Source organism: Phycisphaerae bacterium (genome assembly GCA_041652575.1).
Taxonomy (GTDB): Bacteria; Planctomycetota; Phycisphaerae; order Sedimentisphaerales; family UBA12454; genus UBA12454.
In genome coordinates this window covers 248,180-269,294 of sequence record JBAZHC010000003.1, presented here as the reverse complement: position 1 = coordinate 269,294, position 21,115 = coordinate 248,180, and the positions used below count along the sequence as shown (strand labels likewise).

Below are 21,115 nucleotides of genomic sequence, written 5' to 3'. Positions count from 1 at the left end.
CCGGCCGTTTGGCGGCGGAATGAAGAAGAAATGAGAACGTATAGTTTATTTATATTATTGTTTTGTCTGTGCTGGACAACATTGAAGGCGGAAATCGTCTTCGATGCTGCTGACGTTTCGCATCCTTTTATGGGGTTCGGCGCGCAGATTTGGCCGGGCGATTCACGAATTGAGGCATTGTCTCAAAGCCTTAATTTAAAGTATTACCGCATAGCTCCGGGCGGATGCACCAATCCGCCGACCGATGCGACAGTTGTCCAGATGGACGCTTATGTTAATTTGCAGTACAACAATACAAGCCGTGGAAATAGTGTAATTGCATCGCTTCAAATGGCTCAAAATCTCGGCGTTAAAGTTATTTTCATTAAATTTGGCGGCTGTCCCGATAGCTGGCTGATTCTCCCCGGCGATCAAAATCAACTTAAAAGCGAAAACTTTGACGATTTCGCCAGAGTTTGGGCATCTGAAGTTTTATTCTTTAAGAGCCGTGGTCTTCCGGTAGATTATATCGAATTACTGAATGAACCTGAGGGTACATGGAACATTAAGGTTCCTCCGGCGGATTATAATATTCTTGTAAAACTTGTTCGCGCAGAACTGGACAGTCGCGGTCTTACAGATGTCGGAATCGCAGGACCGGGACTTGCATACCTTTATTACGGCACATCGTGGATAGGCTCCCTTGATACTGATGGTAAAAATGCTTTGGCCGCGTGGTCAACGCACGCCTGGGACGAGGGCTGGGGACATACCGATGCTCTGCCGAGTTATCTTGATCAGCGGTGGCAGGATTACTTCGGCGCAGCGGTAAATCTGGCAGACCCTTCTCATCTCAAGCCCGTAATCGTAACCGAATATGCCAGCGGCGTACGCACGTTTAATGGCGTAACTTACAGTACGGATGAATATGGCGATACGAGCCAGTTTGCGGAGAGATGTTATGAAAATTCTCTGACACTGGCCAATAACGGAGCTAATGTTCTCTGTTTCTGGGAGGCAGCTAACCAAAGCTGGCAAAGTCAGCCGATGTATGCTTTTCTGCGAATTAACTCGACGCTGCGTCCGACTTACTATGTCATGTCAACGCTTATGCCGTATGTGCCGGATAATGCAATGGTACTGACTAAGGCATGGAACGACCCGGTTATTAGCGCAGCGGGCTTTGTAGGCAGCGGAAAACTTGTACTTGCTTTTGCCAACAGCAGCGCATCAACGGTGAATCGTACCATCAGTGTTCAGAGCGTAACGAGTTTGAGTATCACCTCTATTTTGGCTTTCCAGTCCGGTGCGGTAATAAACAAGACTTCGGATTTCAGCTATGATTTTGAGGCAGGCAATATGGCGATATCTTTGCCACCGGAAAGCACTTTGACTGTTATAGCCGATATTAATCAGTGCGGTGGGACGGCAGCCGGCGACCTTGACAGCGACTGTAAAGTTACATTCACCGATTTTACCAAAGTTACCGCTGATTGGCTCAAAGACAATCGCGCCGAAAGCGAGGGTAATGTTGTCGAAGATTTTGAATCGTATTCCGATACCGCTGCGATGCTGGCAAAATGGGTTCCGACCGCCAATGTTGTTCTTACGCTTGATACAAGCGTTGTACACAGCGGCAGCAAGGCTATGAAGTACAGCTACAACAATGGCGCTTCACCGTGGTTTTCAAAGGCTATGTGTTATGCGGCGCCGAGCGGCAGCGGAGTTAACTGGACGGGTTTTGACACTTTGACGTTGTGGTTTAAGTGTACCGTCAGCAAAGAGCCAATGCAGGTTAATGTTGTGAACAAGAACGGCATAAATATTTTGACGGCTCCGTATGGAACACCTCAGGTCGGCAACTGGACAAAATGGGACATTGATTTAACATCGATATCCCCGAGCGAACTGGCCCAGGTTGGCAGAGTGGATATATTCTTTCTGGGAAGCATCAATGGAGCAGGAACAACTTATTTTGACGATATTTCAGTTCGCAATTCCGGCAGCCTTCAATGTTCCAATACGCCAGCCGGTGACGTAAACGGAGACTGTGTGGTTAATTTTGAAGACATTAAAGTTTTAAGTGAAAACTGGCTGCAATGCTTTCTCGTAGAGCAGTCGGAGTGTTGGTAAGTTTAATTTATGAAGAAATGTTAAGTAGAATGTAACTTTTTATTAACTTTTTTTGGAGGAAAGAAAAATGAAGAAATGTGTAATGTATTTAGTAGTGGTTCTGGCAATTGCGTCGTTCGCAAATGCCAATCTGGTGGTTGACAATTTTGAGTCATACGCCGACAGTGCAGCCCTGCGGGCTGTATGGGTGATGAATACAGGTTCGAACATCACAACCGAGACACTGGAGCCTGTGCTGAACGGTAAATCTATGCTGATTACCAATGCAGCGCAAGCGTCGCCGTACTATACTCAGACAAAGTTGACCCTGCCTGGTTCTGTACATAATGTGCACGGTGTGAACCTCACTTATGCTGGTTTCACAGGCATCAACATGACCATTGCCATTCCGCTTAATGGCGGCACAGGCCCTTATGATAGTCTTGGCGGTTCGGGCGGTGATGTATTCATTAGCATGTATAATTGCTGGGGCGAGAAAGTTTGGAGCGCCAGTTATGCAGGCTCTGTTACACCAAGTGGTGCAGGTTGGCCGGCTGGCATAGTTTGGGAAAACAGTTTTAGCACGGGTATGGAATCAGGAAAAAATCTTGAGAACGTCGAGCAGATCACTATAGGCTACAACAATGGCTATTATGGTGCCGGCGCTATGTTTGTTGACGACGTTATTCTCACTCCTGAACCAGCAACAATGGTATTACTTGGCCTTGGCGGACTTCTAATGAGAAGACGTAAATAATTTTTGACCGAAATAAACAGATGGCGTCTGGTAATATAGGCGCCATCTGTATTTTTTAAGTTATTACAACTGTAAAGATTTTAGTTCTTGCAGACCTTTTAACCCCAAAGATAATATGGTTACATATAAAAACTATGGTTCAGCCGGAGGCTTGTTGTGAAATATTTAGGAATAACGGATTATATTATTATCGCAACGTACTTTCTTTCTCTGATAGCGCTTGGGCTTTATCTGAGCAGAAGGGCCTCGACGAGTCTTGACGACTATTTCCTTGCCGGCAGAAAACTGCCCTGGTGGATACTTGGTGTCGGCGGTATGGGCTGGTCGATAGATATTGCAGGTACGATGCTTATCGTTTCGCTGCTCTATCTGCTTGGGCCCCGCAGTCTGTTTATCGAGTTTCGCGGCGGTGTTCCGTTAGGCCTGGTTTTTACTATGATATGGACGGGTAAATGGCACAGACGTTCCGGCTGTATGACAGGCGCCGAGTGGATGGCTTTCAGATTCGGCAATTGTTTCGGAGCAAATTTCGCACGCATTGCCAAAGTAATCGCCCTGATGGTCTTTACGCTCGGAATGCTCGTGTATATGATAAAAGGCGTCGGCCTGTTCTTTTCGATGTTTATTCCGCTTTCGCCGTTTCAGTGCGCTTTGATTATGATTGGAGTTACGACTCTTTACACGGTCGCTTCCGGTTTTTATGGTGTTGTGTTCAGCGATTTGCTTCAGTGCGGACTTATACTGATTGGTATGGCTTTTGTAACGATTCTGGCTATAGTCAAAATCGCCGATAACGGCGGTGATTTAGGCGGCCTTGCCCAGACTGTTACCGGCTGTTCACAGTGGCTGTCGTCTTTTCCTCAGCGGCTTGCAGAAATGCCAAAAGGCTATGAAGCGTATGAATCGCTGTTTATGTTCACTATTTTTCTGCTGCTTAGAAATATAATAATGGGTTTCGGTACTGGTGATGACCCGCATTATTTTGCCGCCAAAAACGAGCGTGAGTGCGGCAAAGTAGCCTGCCTGTGGATATCGCTAAGCACATTTCGCTGGCCGATGATGATTAGTTATGCAATTTTAGGAATATTTATTATCCAGGGAATGTTTCCCAATCAGGAAGTTCTCCATCAGGCCGCGATACTTATAAAAAGTCAGCTTGGAAATGTAACAAGTGCGCAATGGGCGGATTCATTGGCGAAAATAATGAATAATCCCGCGGCTTATCCGCCTGATTTTATCGCCAGACTGACGGAACTATTGGGGCAGAACTGGGCAGATAAGCTGCACTTTTTAAGCTTCGAAGGAACGGTAAATGCCGAGAGGATAATGCCTGCGGTTTTGATTTACGCTATTCCGACCGGTTTTACAGGGCTTATTCTTGTAACGCTGCTTGCCGCTGAAATGTCAACCTTCGATGTAACGATAAACAAAGCGGCATCGTTTTTTACAAAAGATATATATCAAAGATATTTGCGTCCCGATGCTGTCAACAGGGAACTGATGTGGGCGACATATCTTTTTACGGTTGCTTTAGTAGCCTGCGGTTTTGCGATGGCTTATACCGTAAGGAGCATCAACGATATATGGGGATGGATTACGATGGGCCTGGTTTCAGGCCTTTCGGTGCCTTCTCTGCTGAAAATGTACTGGTGGCGTTTCAACGGCGGCGGCTTTGCCATCGGAACTATGGCCGGTGCCATAAGCGCCGTAGTTCAGAGATTTTTCTGGCCGGATTTGCCGGAGCAGTGGCAGTTTGTAAGTCTGACATTATTTACGGCAGTATGTTCGATTGTCGGAACATATCTTACCAAGCCGACCGATAGAGTCGTACTCGAGAATTTTTACAAAACTACAAGGCCGTTCGGATTCTGGAAACCACTTTTGCATATCCTGCCGGAGGATATAAGAATCAAGATGCAAAGGGAACATCGCAACGATTTGCTTGCAGTGCCGTTTGTAATGACCGCTCTTGTTACGCTGTTTTTAATTCCTATGCAGTTGATTATCAGGCAATATAATGCGTTTTATATCACTCTTGGACTTTTTGTTTTTAGTATGATTTTCGTTTACATTTTCTGGTACAAAAATCTCCCGTCCGAGGAAGATATAAAAATTACAGAAGAACATTTGGCAAATCAGCACAAGGCGGCTTAGAAAATGTATTTTAAAATTGTCAGTTTAATTTTGATAACGCTCTCATCGGCTGCGATGGGCAGTTATTCTGTCGGTATATTCGGCGGCACTGAATATCTGGCATTTTCCCTTGCTGATAATGGTTTTACTGCCGAATCCATCGGCTGCGAAACTGTCTGCAAAAGCGGAGGCCTGAGCAAATATGATTGTATTGTGATTGCCGATGTTAATGGTTTTCCTGCCGCCGGGCGAAACAATTTATTGAAGTTTCTCAAAAGAGGTTCGGATATGGTACTGCTCGGCGGGACTGCGGATTTTTTCGGCCTGCCGATTTTTGAAGACCGTGATATTTATCGGTTCGAAAATGCTCCCAGTATAACCATATATGACGGACAGAGTATAATTGAATCGGGATTGAAACTTACCGGCAGTTATAGTGGTCTTTCCGCTATAGCCTTCGAATATCCAGAGGTGTCGAGATATATTCCTTTGTTAAGCGTCGAAGACAAATATTCGAGAAATATAGGTTTCGCCTGTGGACTTCTCGTTAATTATGCGGGCGAATTTAAAAACAGCAATTGGCTTTTATTCGGAATTGATTCCCCGGATTTTTATAAAAGTAAAGAATTTGTAAATTTAACCGTCGAACTTCTTAACAAAATTAAGGAGAAAGACCTTGCCGGTAAATTTGCACAGGAAGACCGCATAAACAAAAAAAGCAGGCTTGAAATTGTTTCGCCCCAGCCCGACAATTTTATCAGGCTAAGCGAAGACGGAAAACATTTCATCAGGCCCGACGGCAGGAAATTTTTCGCGCTCGGCTGCAATTATATCGGCCCATTTGAAAGAAAATGCGAATTCGGCGAAGATTACTTTAACCTGCAGCGGCTGGAAGAGGATTTTAAAAAGGCCAAAGAGACCGGCATAAACACATTCAGAATATGGCAGTTTCGCATAGAACTTTATCCAGACAGATTTAAAACCCTGATAGAACTTGCGAGAAAATACCAGATATATCTGCTGCTTCAACCCAGAGAACATCCTCTGGCGACCGACAAACAGCACATAAGGGTATTTGAGAACACAGCAAAAATCGCCGGCGATGAAACTATCGTACTTGGTTACGACCTGATGAACGAGCCTTATATTACGATGGTCGGTTCTACAAGTATTAATGGTAAGCCGTCCGAGATATTAAAACACAAGACGTATGAAAGATACTCACCGGATTACTTCGACAAGAAATGGGTGGATTATACTGCCAGAGGAAAAGACGGCTGGCCGGAAATCGGAAGCTGGATTGGCCGAAGAGATGCGAAAAATCTTTACGCGACCCATTCAATGGTCAAACGATATATAGAAAAATTCAATCCTCCAGATGATTATTCCTGCCTCTACGGCATCAAGGGCAGCCTGCCTATAGAACCTGATTATGCGTCGTTTATCTGTGCCGTTGACAAAACCTTTGCCGACTGGATTGGTTTTCAAAAAGAAGCCATAAATAAATATGATAACAATCATTTTGTTGCCGTCGGCTACAATACATCTCTTGCCGCGTTGCCTGCCAACGGTCTGCTGGATTTTACATCGCATCATATATATCAAAAGCCATATTCTTACCAGGATATCGAAAAGAGTGTCACGACATTTGACCGTCTGAGAGAACTTTGGCCGAACAAGCCCATTACCCTTGGCGAATTCGGTTTTTCCGGCGGTATAAAGATGCCGGACGGGAATTATCTTGGACAGGATGCCGAGAGCATTGCCGAAATGGCTGTATATCTCTACGCCTTTGCAAACGATTATTCAGGCGCGTACCTCTGGATGCTATCGGAATGGCCGGTTGCGAACATGAAATACAATGCTCCCTGGATATCGCCGGACAGGCGGATTTATGAATCCCGGTTTGGAATATATTATTATGACGGAACCGCGCAGGGCCATCCAAAGCCTATAGCTTACGCAATGAAATTTTTCAGAGAATATATAGATACGCATAGTCCCGGCGATGGGAAGCTGGATATCATTCACGCCGATACGTCGATGAAAACCGGTTATGTTTTTACCGATAAAGGCGCTTTATTCGTGGGAAACAGCAAATATGATTCCAAATGTTTGAAATTTCAAAGCTCATCGCCGGTTAATGTTATGCTTGTCTGGGCTGAGGATAAATTGAAAATAATGGCGACAAAAGATGTCGAAGTAACGCTTAAAATGACGGAGTTCGGTTTCTCCAGAAATGCCGATTTTAATATAGACGGACAATATGATTTATTTGTAAAAACCGGCGATACGTTAAAATTGAAATTACTTGAAGGACAGGCGGTAATATTTTCCGGAAAGAAGAAATAAAATGAAACTGACAAGGTATAAAAACAATCCGATACTTGCGCCAAATCCGACTAACGAATGGGAAAGTCTGGCTACTACCAATCCGGCAGCCTGGCATGACATTGACAGCGGCGAAGTGAAACTGATTTATCGTGCTGCCGGCGATGATGATAAACATTATGTTCATCTCGGCCTTGCAACAAGCAAAAACGGTTATGATTTTGTTCGCGATGACAGCGAGCCATTTGTATCGCCTGTGCGGGATGTCGATGTCGGCTGTATTGAGGACCCTCGAATAATGAAGATGGGCAGCCTTTATTATATAACTTTTGCGTTTCGACCTTTCGCACCGGGGAAATACTGGATTGCCGGTAATAAGCGAAATTACAATCCGCCGGTGCTTGACGAAGGTTATCCGAGATTTCAGCGAGAGAATCTATCAGGCACGGGATTGCTCGTTTCGCCGGATTTAAAACAGTTTACCTATGCCGGTATGCTTACAAATCCTGCTTTCGATGACCGCGATGTAATAATTTTCCCGGAAAAAATCAAAGGCAAATATGTAACCCTTCATCGGCCGATGGAGTGGTGCGGAAACGGTTACGGTACCGATTATCCTGCGATGTGGCTGGCATTCTCAGATGATTTGCTCGACTGGAAAAATATCAAACTGCTGGCGAAAGGCAAATATAAATGGGAACAGAAAATCGGGGGCTCCACTCCGCCGATAAAAACCGAATATGGCTGGCTTGTTTTATACCACGCAGTCGGCGAAGATAAATTTTATCGCGTCGGGGCAATGCTGCTGGATTTGGAAAACCCGCTCAAAATTCTCCATCGCAGTCCTGACTGGCTGCTTGAGCCTGAAGGACCTTACGAAACACAAGGTCTTTATAATGGTGTGGTTTTCCCCTGCGGAAATGTCGTAATTGACGGCAAATTATTTGTGTATTATGGCGGCGCGGACAAATATGTCTGTCTGGCCACCTGTGAACTTGATGAATTACTTGATTATTTACGTTCTTGTTCCGTTTGAGAGAGGTAACTATGACTGATGGGCTTGCAAATACTATTAACGGCATTTTAAAGAAAAAGAAAGAAGCTGTGATAAAAACAATACCATGGGAGGAACGTCCTGTCGGCTGTTCTGATATCGTATGGCGTTCACAGCATAATCCTATAATTCCTCGTAATTTGCTGCCTACATCGAACAGCATATTCAATAGCGCTGTTGTGCGTTTCGGCCAGGGATTTGCAGGCGTATTCCGCTGCGATGATAAAGCCAGAAATATGCAGATTCACGCCGGCACAAGCGATGACGGAATCAAATGGCATATTGAACCGGAAAGAATCAAATTTAAATGTGACGATAAAAATCTTGGGAATTGGGAATTCGGCTATGACCCACGGGTTTGCTGGATTGAGGACCGCTACTACGTTACATGGTGCAACGGCTATCATGGTCCTACGATAGGTATTGCGTATACTAAAGATTTCGTTGATTTTTATCAGTTGGAAAATGCGTTCCTGCCTTTTAACCGCAACGGTGTATTATTCCCGCGTAAAATAAACGGTGAATACGCGATGCTTTCTCGTCCCAGCGACAACGGCCATACTCCTTTCGGCGATATTTTTTACAGCCAAAGCCCAAATATGATTCATTGGGGCAGACATCGTTTCGTAATGGGCACGACCGCAGGCTGGCAGGACACGAAAATAGGTGCAGGCCCTATACCGATTGAAACTCCGCAGGGCTGGCTTCTGTTCTACCATGGTGTTCTGACGAGTTGCAATGGCTTCGTTTACAGTATGGGTGCGGCTCTGCTTGATTTGGACCAGCCGTGGAAGGTTATTTACAGAACCTCGTCGTATCTGCTTTCGCCGCAGGAAAATTATGAATGTGTAGGCGATGTGCCGAATGTCGTTTTTCCATGCGCCTCTCTGTATGATAAACCAACCGGCCGTATAGCAATTTATTACGGCGGGGCTGACACGGTAACTTGTCTGGCCTTTTGCAAACTCGATGAAGTACTGGAGCATATTAAAGCAGATAATTGTATTAAATAATGGCTTGCTGGCCGAGCGTGTGCATAAATATTAATCAATAGTTGAACAATAGTTTGTCAACAAACGGCGTTAGGTGGTGCGCGCAAAATTTGCACCGGAGAGGTTCTCTTGAATTTAGTTTTTTATTTATTAACTTTTTAGAAGGAGAAGAAAATGAAAACTAATTATCGTAATATCAGAGTAACGTTACTTGCTATCACAGTCGCAGTAAGTCAGGTTTGGGGCGTAAACTATACAGCAATTGACTTGACTCCCGGCGGATATTATGGTTCTTTGGCTTACGGGATCAGCGGTACACAGCAGGTCGGATATGGTCCTTCACTGAATGCCTTGCTTTGGAACGGCAGTGCGGATAGTTTTATCGACTTGACTCCCAGCGGATTCACATATTCCATTGCTTATGGAATATGTGGTACACAACAGGTTGGAGCAGGTAAAGATTGGGGTATAGGTAAAACATGGCACGCCTTACTCTGGGCCGGCAGTGCGGCGAGTTGTGTAGATTTGCACCCTGACGGATTATTTGATGAGTCTTTCGCTTATAGAACCAATGGCACGCAACAGGTTGGTTATGGTGGTGTTGAGCCATCTTCCTATGCTAACCTAAAACACGCCTTGCTTTGGAGCGGAACTGCCGCAAGCTGTGTCGATTTGCATCCCAGCGGATTTAATTCCTCTGTGGCTCGCGACATCAGCGGTACACAGCAGGTTGGTTATGGGGATGACCATGCCTTGCTTTGGAACGGCAGCGCAGAAAGTGTTGTTGATTTGAATCCCAGCGGATTCAATAGTTCTCAGGCTTACGGAATCAGCGGCACGCAGCAGGTTGGCAGTGGTGATGGACATGCCTTGCTTTGGAACGGCAGCGCAGAAAGTTTCATCGATTTGAATCCCAGCAGTTTCTACGGTTCTGTGGCTTACGGTACCAATGGCATACAGCAGGTTGGCAGTGGTGGGGACGACGATACATTCTTCTCCAGCAATGCCAATGGCCGCGCTTTGCTTTGGAATGGCAGTGCGGAGGACTATGTTGACTTAAGTGAATTCCTGCCAACAGGATTTACAAATTCAGTGGCTTATGCTATCGATAGTTCCGGGAATATTATTGGCAATGCATTAGATGATGGAGGTAATTACCACGCTATTCTCTGGGTTGTTCCTGAACCTGCAACACTTTTGCTGCTTGGCCTGGGTGGTTTAGTTTTTAGGAAAAGCAGATAACTGGTTATAACCGAAGTGCTTGCATGGCATGCAGGAGGTCGCAGGTTCTGCCGTAAGATGTCCTGTGGAGAATCTTGTTGGCTCCATTTATATACCATTGAAATCAAATGGTTTACAATAAATCCTTTCAATCTCAATCAGATATTATACTACGCTTTTAACACTCATCTATACCAGGCTTTATCAGAAAGTGTGACAGCAGGAAACAGGTTGGAAAAGAGTAAAAGACCTGTCAAGTCCGGCCTTTTAGCAAAGGTGTACCTGAAAAACAGTGTCTTTACTTTTCAGATATTGTAAGTATGATTTGAAAAGTTTCTAAAAAATCTGTGGAAATGCAGTTCGTATGGTTTTAAAAAAAATTAAAAGCATTGTGCCGGCTTTCAGCAGCGGCGACGACATCTTCAGAACGCGTCAGATTCAGGAAAATGAACTTCCATGGATACGCAGACGGCATATCTGGACAGGCGTATTGGGCACTATTTACGGTACGTTTCTGGGGCCGACAGGAATATACTTTACGTTTTTCTGTTTTGCCTCCGGTATGTCCAAGTACCAGCTTGGTATTATGGTCTCTCTGGTTTCGTTCGCGGTAGCGTTCCAGATATTCGGCTGGGCGTTAGAGGATTTCTGGGGCAACAGGAAATATCCGTGGTATGTATTTTCCATTTTGTCGCGGCTTTGTTTCGTGCCTATCGTATTTTCATTCTGGATACCACTTGGGCCGTTGAGCATAATTTCGTTATGCGTGGCGAGCGCGATATTCGGAAATCTTGCAGCACCATCGTGGTCGAGCTGGCTTTATGATTTGATATCGGAAAAGCAATTGGCCGGATTTATGTCCCGGCGAAGCGCGGTTATACAATTTTTTATGATGGGTATTGCCTTGTTTGCAGGTCTGGCGGTGCAGCAGTCCGACCACGCCCATAAGATGATAATAGTCCGGCTGGTATTCGCGTTCGGGCTGACACTTGGGATAATCGACCTTTTCTTTCATGTCAAAATACCTGAGCCGCTTAAGAAAACGCAGGAGACGAAAGGGAATTCCCTGAAAATTATAATGCAGCCATGGGCCGACAAAAAATTCAGGCAATGGATGATGATAATGCTGCTGTGGACGGCAAGTATAAATATCTGCGAGCCGTTTTTTATTCCGTATCTGATGAAAGACCTCGGATTCGAGAACAGATTCGTTATGCTGACGCTTATTTCGGTTTGTCTTGTTCAGATGAGCGGATTTGTTTCGTTTCTTTTCTGGGGCAGGATTATCGAAAAGTTCGGAACAAGAAAAGTTTTCCTCATATGCCACTGTTTATGGAGCATCATACCGATTTTCTACCTACTTTCAGCGTCTGTAAAACCGATACTGTTAATATCCATCGCGTGGCTTATCACGGGTATTTTTGTAAACGGCACGACGATAGTGAATCCTGCCATCACGTCAATGCTTACAAAAGACAAAAAGCGAAGCACATATCTGGCGGTAATGACAATAACATCGAGTCTGTTCGGCGGACTGGGAACACTGATAGGCAGTTTGATTGTAAAATATTTTTCCATCTGGCACGTATTTCCGGTTTCACTTGCGGCAAGAATTTTCAGCTTTGCTGTAATCTATATTGTTGTGATGCGTAAAGGAATCGGAGACACAACTGAAGTTCACATATCAGAATAATATTTTTTTGTAAAATTTTCCCATACTCGCTGCGTCGCAAAATGGTTACAAGTTAACGCAAAGTGGCGTTATAAGTATTTGTGGAAAGTGTATAATGCACGCAAATATTCACAATAATGGCGTTTTTTCCATTTTAGGAGGCATATGAAGAAATTTGAAGGGCCGTATCTGGGTGCGGCTTATTATCCCGAAGACTGGCCGCTGGAACTGATTGACGAAGATATTGCATTGATGAAGCAGGCCGGGATGAATTTGATGCGTCTCGGCGAGTTTGCCTGGAGCAGAATGGAGCCTCGCGAAGGCAAGTTCGATTTCGATTGGCTGCACCTCGCTGTTGACAAACTGGGCGGGGCGGGTATTGCCACAATTATGGGTACACCTACCTGTACACCGCCGATATGGCTTGTGGAAAAATATCCCGAAGTTTTTGTCGTTAAGGATAATGGTCAAATCTCCCAGCATGGCGGACGAAGGCATGCCTGCCCCAACAATCCTGTGTATCGAGACTATTGCGCAAAAATAGTAACGAAATTAGCAGAAGAGTTCGGCAGTGATAAAAATATAATCGGCTGGCAGATTGATAACGAGCAATATCCTGAGCCGCGCAACGGCAGAGGCTGCTGCTGTGCGGTATGTCATAAAAAGTTCCAGGAGTCGATGCGCAAAAGATTCGGCGGAATTGAGGCGCTCAATAAAGCATGGGGAACAGATTTGTGGAGCCAGACATACCAATCGTTTTTACAACTGCCGATTCCGAGGACCGATACATGGCACCATCCTTCGCTGTTGACGGCGTGGATGAATTTTCAGTCGGATTCTTATATAGAGTTCACGGAGCATCAGGCGGAAATTTTGCATAAACTATGCCGCCAGCCGGTCGGAACCGATATGATGTGTCTTGGCGGTATCAACTATCACAAAATCCACCGGAATTTAGATATTGTTCAGGTAAATAATTATCATCAGGAATACGATTTGTGGGGGGTTGTGTTCTGGTACGATATGATAAGGTCTCTCAAAGACAAACCTTTTTGGAATACGGAGACATCGACCTGCTGGAACGGCTCTACCGTAGCCGGCAAATACCGTTCCGATGGATTTTGCCGGGCAAATTCATGGCTGCCGATAGCTTTGGGAGGCGAGGCGGTTCTTTATTGGCTGTGGCGCGGGCACTGGAGCGGTCAGGAAATGATGCACGGCTCAGTAATTTCAAGTTGCGGCCGGCCGCTTCATATAATAAACGAAGTAAAAGAAATCGCTGCCGGTTTTCATTCATCGGCTGAGTTTATAAATGGAACCAGGCCTGTTAATTCCGGCCTTGCGGTACACTTTTCCTGCCTGGCCTGGCTGATGTTTGATTTTCAACCCATTGTTAACGGTTTCAAATACAGTGAAAAAATCACCGGCAGTTTCTATCGGTCGCTAATCGGCGCCTCACTTAGGGCTGATGTCATCGACCCGGCGGCATCGCTGGATTCTTACAAGGTAGTATGCTCGCCGTTTCTGCCGGCGATGGACGAAGCGGGACTGCGTCAGCGAATAAAAGCATGGGTTAAAGCCGGCGGTATATGGATTGTCGGCCCATTATCCGATAATCGCACAATTGAAGCGACAGAGTTCACACATTCGCCTTTCGGTTCTTTGGAACAGGTGACCGAAACTTATTGTAATTACCAGATTCCGGGCGACCCCAAAGATTTTGCTCTCCGCTGGTCCGATGGAAACCAGTCTTCCGGTTCGATATGGTATGACGGATTTGACCCCTGCGGTGCGGAAGTGCTGGCGGCTTATACGGACGGGCCGCTGAAGGGTCTTGCCGCTGTGATGCGGAAAAAGGTCGGCAAAGGACAGGTCATTTTGTTAGGCACAATGCCGAAACCGGAAGACCTTAAAAAATTATTGCTGTCAGTATGCAAAGAAGCGGAAATCGCCCCGGCGGCACAGGCAAGTCCTAATCTTCTTGTTGTACCCCGAAATGGCAAGGCAGGAAAAGGGCTTATCGCTGTCGAGTTTGAAAACCGTCCTGCGTCATTAACGCTTGCTAGGGGCGCTGTGGATTTGCTCACCGGCAAAAAACATAACGGTAAAGTTGAAGTTAAACCTTATGGTGTTATGGTATTGAAATATGAAAAATAAAAAATTAATACTATTTTTAATTTTAATTACAGGCGCAACTTTGTCGGCACAGCAGGCGGAGCGATGGACTAACGTTGACAAACAGGGCGTTATACAATGGCAGGACAACGGCGATGAAGTTGCGCTTTTTGGAATAAATTATTGTGTGCCTTCGGCAAGTGCATACCGAATGGTCGCAAGGGTCGGCGCCTCTTATGAAAAAACAATAGACGATGACATTGCTCATTTTGTTCGTATGGGTTTGGATGGGATTCGTCTGAGTTTCTGGGGTGATTGGGAATGTGCAGATGCAAACGGGAATCTTGTCGACAACGAACATCTTCGCCTGCTTGATTATCTGGTGTATAAAGCAAAGGAAAACGGAATTTATATGCTGTTTTCTCCGATAGTTCTGTATGACCCGCGGTGGCCTGATGCTTTTGATATGCCGATTGACGGTTTTTCAAAGGTATATGGCAAAGGCCGCGGCCGCAGCAAAATAGGTACAGACCCGAACGGAATAAAAATACAGGCGAACTATCTGAGCCAGATTATGCGGCACGTTAATCGATATACAAAACTGGCGTATAAAGACGACCCTGCGATTTTGGGTCTTGAACTTGTGAATGAGCCTTATTTGCCGCCGAATGTTACCGATTATATAAATACTCTGGCAAAGGCGGTTCGAGATACGGGCTGTAAGCAGCCGCTTTTTTTCAATTTCAGTCAGAATAAAACAGCCGTGGCCGATGTGGCCAAATCAAATGTAGAAGGCGTTACTTTCGGGTGGTATCCGGCGGAACTTCTTGCCGGCCGGACACTGCGCGGTAACTTCCTGCTTAACGCTGAAGATTTTCCCATGATGAAGGACCCATTAATCGCTTCAAAGGCAAAAGTGGTTTACGAATTCGATAGTGCCGATATCGGCGGTGCGTATATGTATCCGGCGATGGCAAGAGAATTTCGCATCGGCGGCGGCCAGTTTGCGGCGATGTTTACATACGACCCACTGCCCATCGCATCGAGTAATATCGAATTTCAGACTCATTATCTGAATCTGATTTATACACCCAATAAAGCGATGAGCTTTATTATCGCATCACGGGCTTTTCACGACCTTCCACGATTGAAGTCTTATGGAAAATATCCGCAGGACTGCAATTTCGGCGATTTCCGTGTAAGTTATGAACAGAATTTAAGTGAAATGGTTTCTGAACGCGCGTTTATGTATTCGAACGATACGAAAACCAATCCGCCAAAGGCGCAAGATTTGGAACAGGTTGCCGGCTGCGGTTCTTCGCCGATTGTTTCGTATGAAGGAACAGGCTGTTATTTTCTGGATAAACTTCAGACAGGTGTTTGGAGGCTGGAAGTTTATCCCGATGCAATTATCGTAGATGACCCTTACAGCAAGCTGCGTTTCGGCCGCGAAGTTTCACGTGTTCTGTGTCGCGAATGGCCGATGGAAATTAATCTTCCGGATTTAGGCGGTTCCTTTGCGGTTGACGCGATTAACAAAGAAAATAACTTTCATACAAAAGCAGAGAAGGGCGATTTTATAATTCATCCGGGCGTGTATTTGCTTAAACGCAGTGATGTAAATGCCCCGAACCCGGAAGTTTCAGCATCTTTTATCGCTCCGCCGGAAAAAGAATTGCCGACGGCGGTTGTGTTCGAGCCCCAATCGCAAATCGCATCAGGCAGAGATTTCGTTGTAACAGCGACAGTATGCAATTCGAAACTGCCCGATAAGGTATCTTTGAATCTCAGGCAGGAACCGCACAGATTTTTTGCGGAGTATCCGATGCAGCGGCAAAAAGGATCTGTATATTCTGTCAAAGTGCCTGCCGATAAGTTTAAAAACGGTTTAATCAGATATTGCATAACAGTTCAAAATGGCGAAAAGGTACAGTCTTTTCCGGCCGATGTTTCAGGCAAGCCGGGAGATTGGGATTTTTCAACTGAAAATATGTGGGAAACTTTTGTCGCAGATGCGAATTCACCCATAGTTCTTTATGATGTCAGCAGGGACCGTGATAAGCTTTTGTTTTCACAATATTGGCACGGTCCGCATTATACCTATAATTTTGTCGAGGCTGCGACGGCAGGCAAACTCGCTCTTCGTTTCGAAGTGGAAAGTTTGAAAAGTGAACCGCAGGATGTTTCGTGCCGGTATATATTCGGCAGAGAGACTGACGGCAGGCTTGACGATTTCAGTAAATTCCAGACATTGTGTGTGCGTGCTCGTGCCGTCGAAAAGGCAACTACGCATTTCGGCATTACACTGATGGAAAAAGACGGTTCGAACTGGGCCGCGGCAATACCTGTTACCCAGCAGTGGAACGAAGTTTGCGTTCCGCTTTCACAGTTTGTTTCCGCAAAGGCGGCAATGCTGCCGCGAGGCTGGTCGGGCCATTCTTATTGGCTTTCAACGCCGACCAACCGCGGCGGTGAAGGAGACAGGCTTCATATTGAAAACGTAGAGTCGCTGCAAATTTCAATTGGTACCCGATTTATTCAGGATTATAACGACGGCCCCTGCGCTATCGAACTGGAGAATGTGACGCTGGGAAAACTTCGTTGAGATTATTTTTGAAAGGAAAAAATAATGTACAGGAAAATTATTTATTCGGCGATTGCAGTATTACTTTTAATGTGTGTTGTGATGCCAAACAAAGCCTATGCCTTTAGAGGCGTGGACATATCCATACTAACTCGGCAGGAAGCTGATGGCGTCAAGTACAACGATGATGGCGTACAAAAAGACCTTCTCACTATTTTAAAGAATCACGGCATAGACCTTGTTCGTATACGATTATTCGTTAACCCTGACACTAATGACGCCGGGGTAGCTATGAACCTTGACTATGTGAAAGCCCTGACCGAGAGATGCAAAGCAGCCGGGATGAAAATTATGCTGGATATTCATTACTCCGACACATGGGCCAATCCTGGCGTGCAGACAAAACCTGCAGCGTGGGCCGGTCTGACTAAGGAACAACTTGTTGCCAAAGTTTATGATTATACGAAAGATGTCTGCTCGCAGATAAAGCCGGACTACACACAGATTGGCAATGAGACAAACTGCGGCATGCTCTGGCCGGAAGGAAACGCCTGTGATGGAAATTGGGCGACTCTTAGAGAACTTATTACCTCGGCCCACAAAGGAATCAAGGACGGAGGGGGCGGGCTCAGTATAATTCATGTCGCTGAGAACAAAGCAGCGGACCTCAAATGGTTCTTTGATAATCTTCTCGCATCAAGCGTCTCGTTCGATGTGATAGGGCTGTCTTACTATCCGGAGCATCATGGCAATATCAACAACTTCAGGGTCATTCATGAACAGGCCAAGTCGTATAAAAAAGAAATTGTAATCTGCGAATTGGGAGACTACTACAGGGGCAATTCAGCAACCGAAGATACCCAGGCAAAATATATCGCTGATGTGCTGGCAATAAATAGTAACGTGGTTTACTGGGAGCCGGCATGGATATTCAGTTCGCCGGTCGGCAACAGGGCGTTGTTCAAACCGATTGACGGGAACTGGAAAAACGTTGAAATGACAAAAGGTCTGGTGATTCTTGGCGGCGGTACGCGCCCGTAAAACTGAGGGTTTTCCAACAAGTATAAAAAAACTGCCCGGTTATCCGCCGGGCAGTTTTTTTATGTCATCTCCAAAAGACTTCTCATAATATTCTGAATTTCATAGACAACACATAATTGTCACAATGTCCAATAACAGGCTTCACATGCTTTGGGGAAATGAGTTTGTGCCGCAAAATGGTTAAAGAAAAACGCAAAATAGTATTATTTAAGATTTCCAATAAGACGATATTACGACAGAGGTTGCAATTGCGTTGTTTAATTAGGAATACTGTATGCTTAAAATAAAGGGCAAAAGTTGCAGGGCGGGGTCAGCTTTTTGTGTTATTGCATTTCTGTTGATTCTTTTATCGGTTTCGCTTGACGCTTTTGGTGCAGAGTCTTCCGATACGAATAGTTTATTCAGTATGTCCCTTGAGGACCTGATGAAGGTGGAAATTACCTCTTCGGCACGTAGGTCTCAATCCTTAAATCGAGCGTCCCGAGCGGTGTATGTAATAACAGCAGAAGATATCAGGCAGGCAGGTCCAGTAAGAATAGAGGAACTTTTCCGGCAGGTGCCCGGAATGGATGTGTTCCGGACTAAAGGGCTTGTTTATGAAGTAGGCAGCCGAGGATTTGCCAAGTGGAGTAATGAAAGAATGCAGGTTCTGCTGGACGGCCGGCCGTTGTACGACCCGTATCTCGGCGGAACTTTGTTTTACCTGAATCCGGTATTCCTGGACGAGATTGAACGAATCGAAGTCATTCGCGGTTCCGGCGGTGTTGTCTGGGGCGTCAACGCGATGAATGGTGTAATTAATATTATCACTAAAAAAGCGGCCGATACTCAGGGCGGACTGGTTTCCGGCAGTGTGGGCAGCCGCGAATTGCAGCAGGGATTTATACGATACGGCGGCACCGACGGCCCTTTCTCCTATCGAGGCATGGTGGGTACCTCTCACGAAAAAGGATTTACCCGCGACTATAACGGCGACATTAATAGATTTAATGGCGACGATTACGATGCATTCCAAAGCACCGTGCGCGGTGAACTTAAACTGGACGATGATAAGATGCTGACCTTTACAGGCGGCCAGCAGAATGCAGGTGAGGCTCTCCAGTATATGAATCTTCTATTTGAGAAAACTTTTGATGATGATAGTAAGTTTCAAATACGGTGGACAGAAAGCTATATTACGCGTAACAAGAATAACTGGAAGGATGATCCGGACTGGGGAAACTGGCTTGGCGGAGACACACGCTCTCATGAGGAAATGGTCGAAGTACAGTATAACTTTGTGCGCGATAAGCACAACTTTGTTCTGGGGGCGGACTACACACGGGATATGTACAGCAGCACGACGCATATGGCAGGACAATTTAATCCTACTTCCCCGTCGAGTTTTGCCAACGACCAGGTCAGTGCTTTTATTGAAGATGAGATTACCCTGGCTGACAACCTGTGGTACACCATTGGTTTCAGAGGACATTATAATGAGTTTACAAACTATGACTGGGCAGGAAGTATGGCTTTGGTCTGGGAGTTTACGCCGAAACATTTTATAAGGGGTGCAATATCAAAGGCATTTAGAAGGCCGACTATACGGGAAGAATTTTTAAACAGCAGTATATCATGGGGTAAGTTCGGAAACGATTCTCTGAAGAATGAAGAATCGGTTTCCTACGAAGTCGGTTACCGCGGGCAATGGGCGAAAAACGTATCAGTTAATGTTGAAGGATACGTCAATCAGACTAAAGACCTGATATCCTTAGAGACCCTGACAGTCCCGAGCTGGCACCAACAATTCAAAAATATGTATAATGTTACAACTTACGGCGTTGAGACGTCGGTCGACTGGAGACCTGTCGATTGGTGGCTTATACGTGGGTTCCATACGTATATGCATCAATCGTGCAGAAATGAACTTACCGGGTATGGTAATGGTGACAAACTGGATATGATGCTGAGTCCGCAGCAGCGTGCAGGTTTGACCAACCGTTTTTATCTGGATAAATCCACCACGCTGAATACTCAATTGTATTGGACCGGCGCAGGGATTACCAAGTCACTCGATACTATAGAAGAAACAGACTCCACATGGAGACTCGATGTTCGCCTGGCCAGAAGCATCTGGAAAGATACGGCTGAACTTGCTATCGGCGTTACCAATCTCTTTGACCAGTCGCATACCGAGGGAGGCAGGCAATGGTCAGGTTCGGCGACAAGCTTCACCGAGATACCCGGACGGCAGTTTTATTTCCAGTTCTTCTATAAGTTCTAAATTAGGCCTTGATGGAGCCGGCCATAATACCCTGGATAAAATGTTTCTGGAAGAGCAGAAAAGCTATGACGAGAGGAAGCGTCGCCACCAGCCCTGACGCCATAATCAGTTCATAAGGAGTTCGCAACTCACCATTGAGCAGATAAATCATCAGCGGCAGTGTGTACATATCTTCTGTCCGCAGTACGATAAAAGCCCACATCAGGTTGTTCCATATTCCGATGAGGAAAAGTATTCCAAGGGCTGCCAACGCCGGCCTTGCAACAGGCAGGGCGATTCGCCAATAAATTCCGAACTCGCCGCAGCCGTCAATCCTCGCGGCGTCCATCAGGTCGCTTGGGAGATTGCTGCTGATATACTGACGCATCCAGAAAATACCGAATGCATTTGCGGCGCCGGGAATTATTATAGCCCAATATGTGTTGACCATGTGCAGCTTACAGAGCACCATAAAAACAGGAATCAACGTTACTGCGCCGGGAATCATCATTGTTCCAAGCACGAAGATGAAAAGTTTATTGTGGCCCGGCGCACGGGTGTATTTGGCAAAGGCGTATCCGCCCAGCGAACACAAAAATAAAGCAAGGGTGCAATAGCCGATGGCAAGGATTACGGAGTTAAAGAAGCACCGAATAATATTGGTTTCCGTGAAGACTCTGATAAAGTTGCCCAGATGCCACGGATGAGGCAGAAAAGTCGGAGGAATCGTAAATATCTGCTCTTTGCTTTTGAAAGCCGAAATAAACAGCCAGTAAAAAGGAAATATAAAAATAACAACCAGTATCGCCAGGCCTACGTAGATAGCCAATCTCTGAAAGAGTTGTTTGCGTCGGCTGCTGGAAATTTGTTTTTTTAACATAT

Annotated in this window: 13 protein-coding genes; 12 read left to right on the top strand and 1 reads right to left on the bottom strand. The window is 45.6% G+C overall.

Annotated features, from left to right (window positions below; translation table 11 throughout):
• Positions 1 to 30 precede the first annotated feature (30 nt).
• The 12 genes from WC496_03960 to WC496_03905 all read left to right on the top strand — a co-directional run bounded on the left by WC496_03960 (position 31) and on the right by WC496_03905 (position 20,254).
• Positions 31 to 2,112: a hypothetical protein gene (locus tag WC496_03960; protein MFA5292171.1), complete on the top strand. Its 2,082-nt coding sequence runs from the start codon at positions 31 to 33 to the stop codon at positions 2,110 to 2,112.
• A gap of 67 nt (positions 2,113 to 2,179) precedes the next feature.
• Positions 2,180 to 2,848 (top strand): PEP-CTERM sorting domain-containing protein, encoded by a 669-nt coding sequence (locus tag WC496_03955; protein MFA5292170.1) that lies wholly within the window; start codon positions 2,180 to 2,182, stop codon positions 2,846 to 2,848.
• A gap of 156 nt (positions 2,849 to 3,004) precedes the next feature.
• Entirely contained in the window at positions 3,005 to 5,002 is a 1,998-nt protein-coding gene (locus tag WC496_03950; protein MFA5292169.1) for a sodium:solute symporter, read from the top strand.
• A 3-nt stretch (positions 5,003 to 5,005) separates the two neighbouring features.
• Entirely contained in the window at positions 5,006 to 7,333 is a 2,328-nt protein-coding gene (locus tag WC496_03945; GenBank protein MFA5292168.1) for a hypothetical protein, read from the top strand.
• A gap of 1 nt (position 7,334) precedes the next feature.
• Complete coding sequence (locus WC496_03940) at positions 7,335 to 8,348, top strand: glycosidase (protein ID MFA5292167.1); 1,014 nt, start codon at positions 7,335 to 7,337, stop codon at positions 8,346 to 8,348.
• 11 nt (positions 8,349 to 8,359) lie between these two features.
• Positions 8,360 to 9,379, top strand: coding sequence for a glycoside hydrolase family 130 protein (locus WC496_03935; protein ID MFA5292166.1), 1,020 nt, complete (start codon positions 8,360 to 8,362; stop codon positions 9,377 to 9,379).
• Between the two features lie 153 nt (positions 9,380 to 9,532).
• On the top strand, positions 9,533 to 10,600 hold the full coding sequence (locus tag WC496_03930) for a PEP-CTERM sorting domain-containing protein (GenBank protein MFA5292165.1): 1,068 nt from the start codon (positions 9,533 to 9,535) through the stop codon (positions 10,598 to 10,600).
• Between the two features lie 343 nt (positions 10,601 to 10,943).
• The gene (locus WC496_03925; GenBank protein ID MFA5292164.1) at positions 10,944 to 12,272 is read left to right on the top strand and encodes an MFS transporter; all 1,329 of its coding nucleotides are present in this window, start codon (positions 10,944 to 10,946) and stop codon (positions 12,270 to 12,272) included.
• Positions 12,273 to 12,416: 144 nt separating this feature from the next.
• The gene (locus WC496_03920; protein ID MFA5292163.1) at positions 12,417 to 14,408 is read left to right on the top strand and encodes a beta-galactosidase; all 1,992 of its coding nucleotides are present in this window, start codon (positions 12,417 to 12,419) and stop codon (positions 14,406 to 14,408) included.
• The gene (locus tag WC496_03915) at positions 14,398 to 16,971 is read left to right on the top strand and encodes a hypothetical protein (GenBank protein ID MFA5292162.1); all 2,574 of its coding nucleotides are present in this window, start codon (positions 14,398 to 14,400) and stop codon (positions 16,969 to 16,971) included. Before WC496_03920 ends, WC496_03915 begins: the two co-directional genes overlap by 11 nt.
• A gap of 24 nt (positions 16,972 to 16,995) precedes the next feature.
• Entirely contained in the window at positions 16,996 to 17,991 is a 996-nt protein-coding gene (locus tag WC496_03910; protein ID MFA5292161.1) for a glycosyl hydrolase 53 family protein, read from the top strand.
• Positions 17,992 to 18,265: 274 nt separating this feature from the next.
• On the top strand, positions 18,266 to 20,254 hold the full coding sequence (locus tag WC496_03905) for a TonB-dependent receptor (GenBank protein MFA5292160.1): 1,989 nt from the start codon (positions 18,266 to 18,268) through the stop codon (positions 20,252 to 20,254).
• A gap of 1 nt (position 20,255) precedes the next feature.
• Here WC496_03905 and WC496_03900 read toward each other — a convergent pair whose 3' ends face one another.
• Positions 20,256 to 21,113 (bottom strand): carbohydrate ABC transporter permease, encoded by an 858-nt coding sequence (locus WC496_03900; protein ID MFA5292159.1) that lies wholly within the window; start codon positions 21,111 to 21,113, stop codon positions 20,256 to 20,258.
• Positions 21,114 to 21,115: the final 2 nt, after the last annotated feature.

Coding starts and splice junctions, on each gene's coding strand:
- WC496_03960 (MFA5292171.1), top strand. CDS start 31: ATGAGAACGTATAGTTTATTTATATTATTGTTTTGTCTGTGCTGGACA.
- WC496_03955 (MFA5292170.1), top strand. CDS start 2,180: ATGAAGAAATGTGTAATGTATTTAGTAGTGGTTCTGGCAATTGCGTCG.
- WC496_03945 (MFA5292168.1), top strand. CDS start 5,006: ATGTATTTTAAAATTGTCAGTTTAATTTTGATAACGCTCTCATCGGCT.
- WC496_03940 (MFA5292167.1), top strand. CDS start 7,335: ATGAAACTGACAAGGTATAAAAACAATCCGATACTTGCGCCAAATCCG.
- WC496_03935 (MFA5292166.1), top strand. CDS start 8,360: ATGACTGATGGGCTTGCAAATACTATTAACGGCATTTTAAAGAAAAAG.
- WC496_03930 (MFA5292165.1), top strand. CDS start 9,533: ATGAAAACTAATTATCGTAATATCAGAGTAACGTTACTTGCTATCACA.
- WC496_03925 (MFA5292164.1), top strand. CDS start 10,944: ATGGTTTTAAAAAAAATTAAAAGCATTGTGCCGGCTTTCAGCAGCGGC.
- WC496_03920 (MFA5292163.1), top strand. CDS start 12,417: ATGAAGAAATTTGAAGGGCCGTATCTGGGTGCGGCTTATTATCCCGAA.
- WC496_03915 (MFA5292162.1), top strand. CDS start 14,398: ATGAAAAATAAAAAATTAATACTATTTTTAATTTTAATTACAGGCGCA.
- WC496_03910 (MFA5292161.1), top strand. CDS start 16,996: ATGTACAGGAAAATTATTTATTCGGCGATTGCAGTATTACTTTTAATG.
- WC496_03905 (MFA5292160.1), top strand. CDS start 18,266: ATGCTTAAAATAAAGGGCAAAAGTTGCAGGGCGGGGTCAGCTTTTTGT.
- WC496_03900 (MFA5292159.1), bottom strand. CDS start 21,113: ATGTTAAAAAAACAAATTTCCAGCAGCCGACGCAAACAACTCTTTCAG.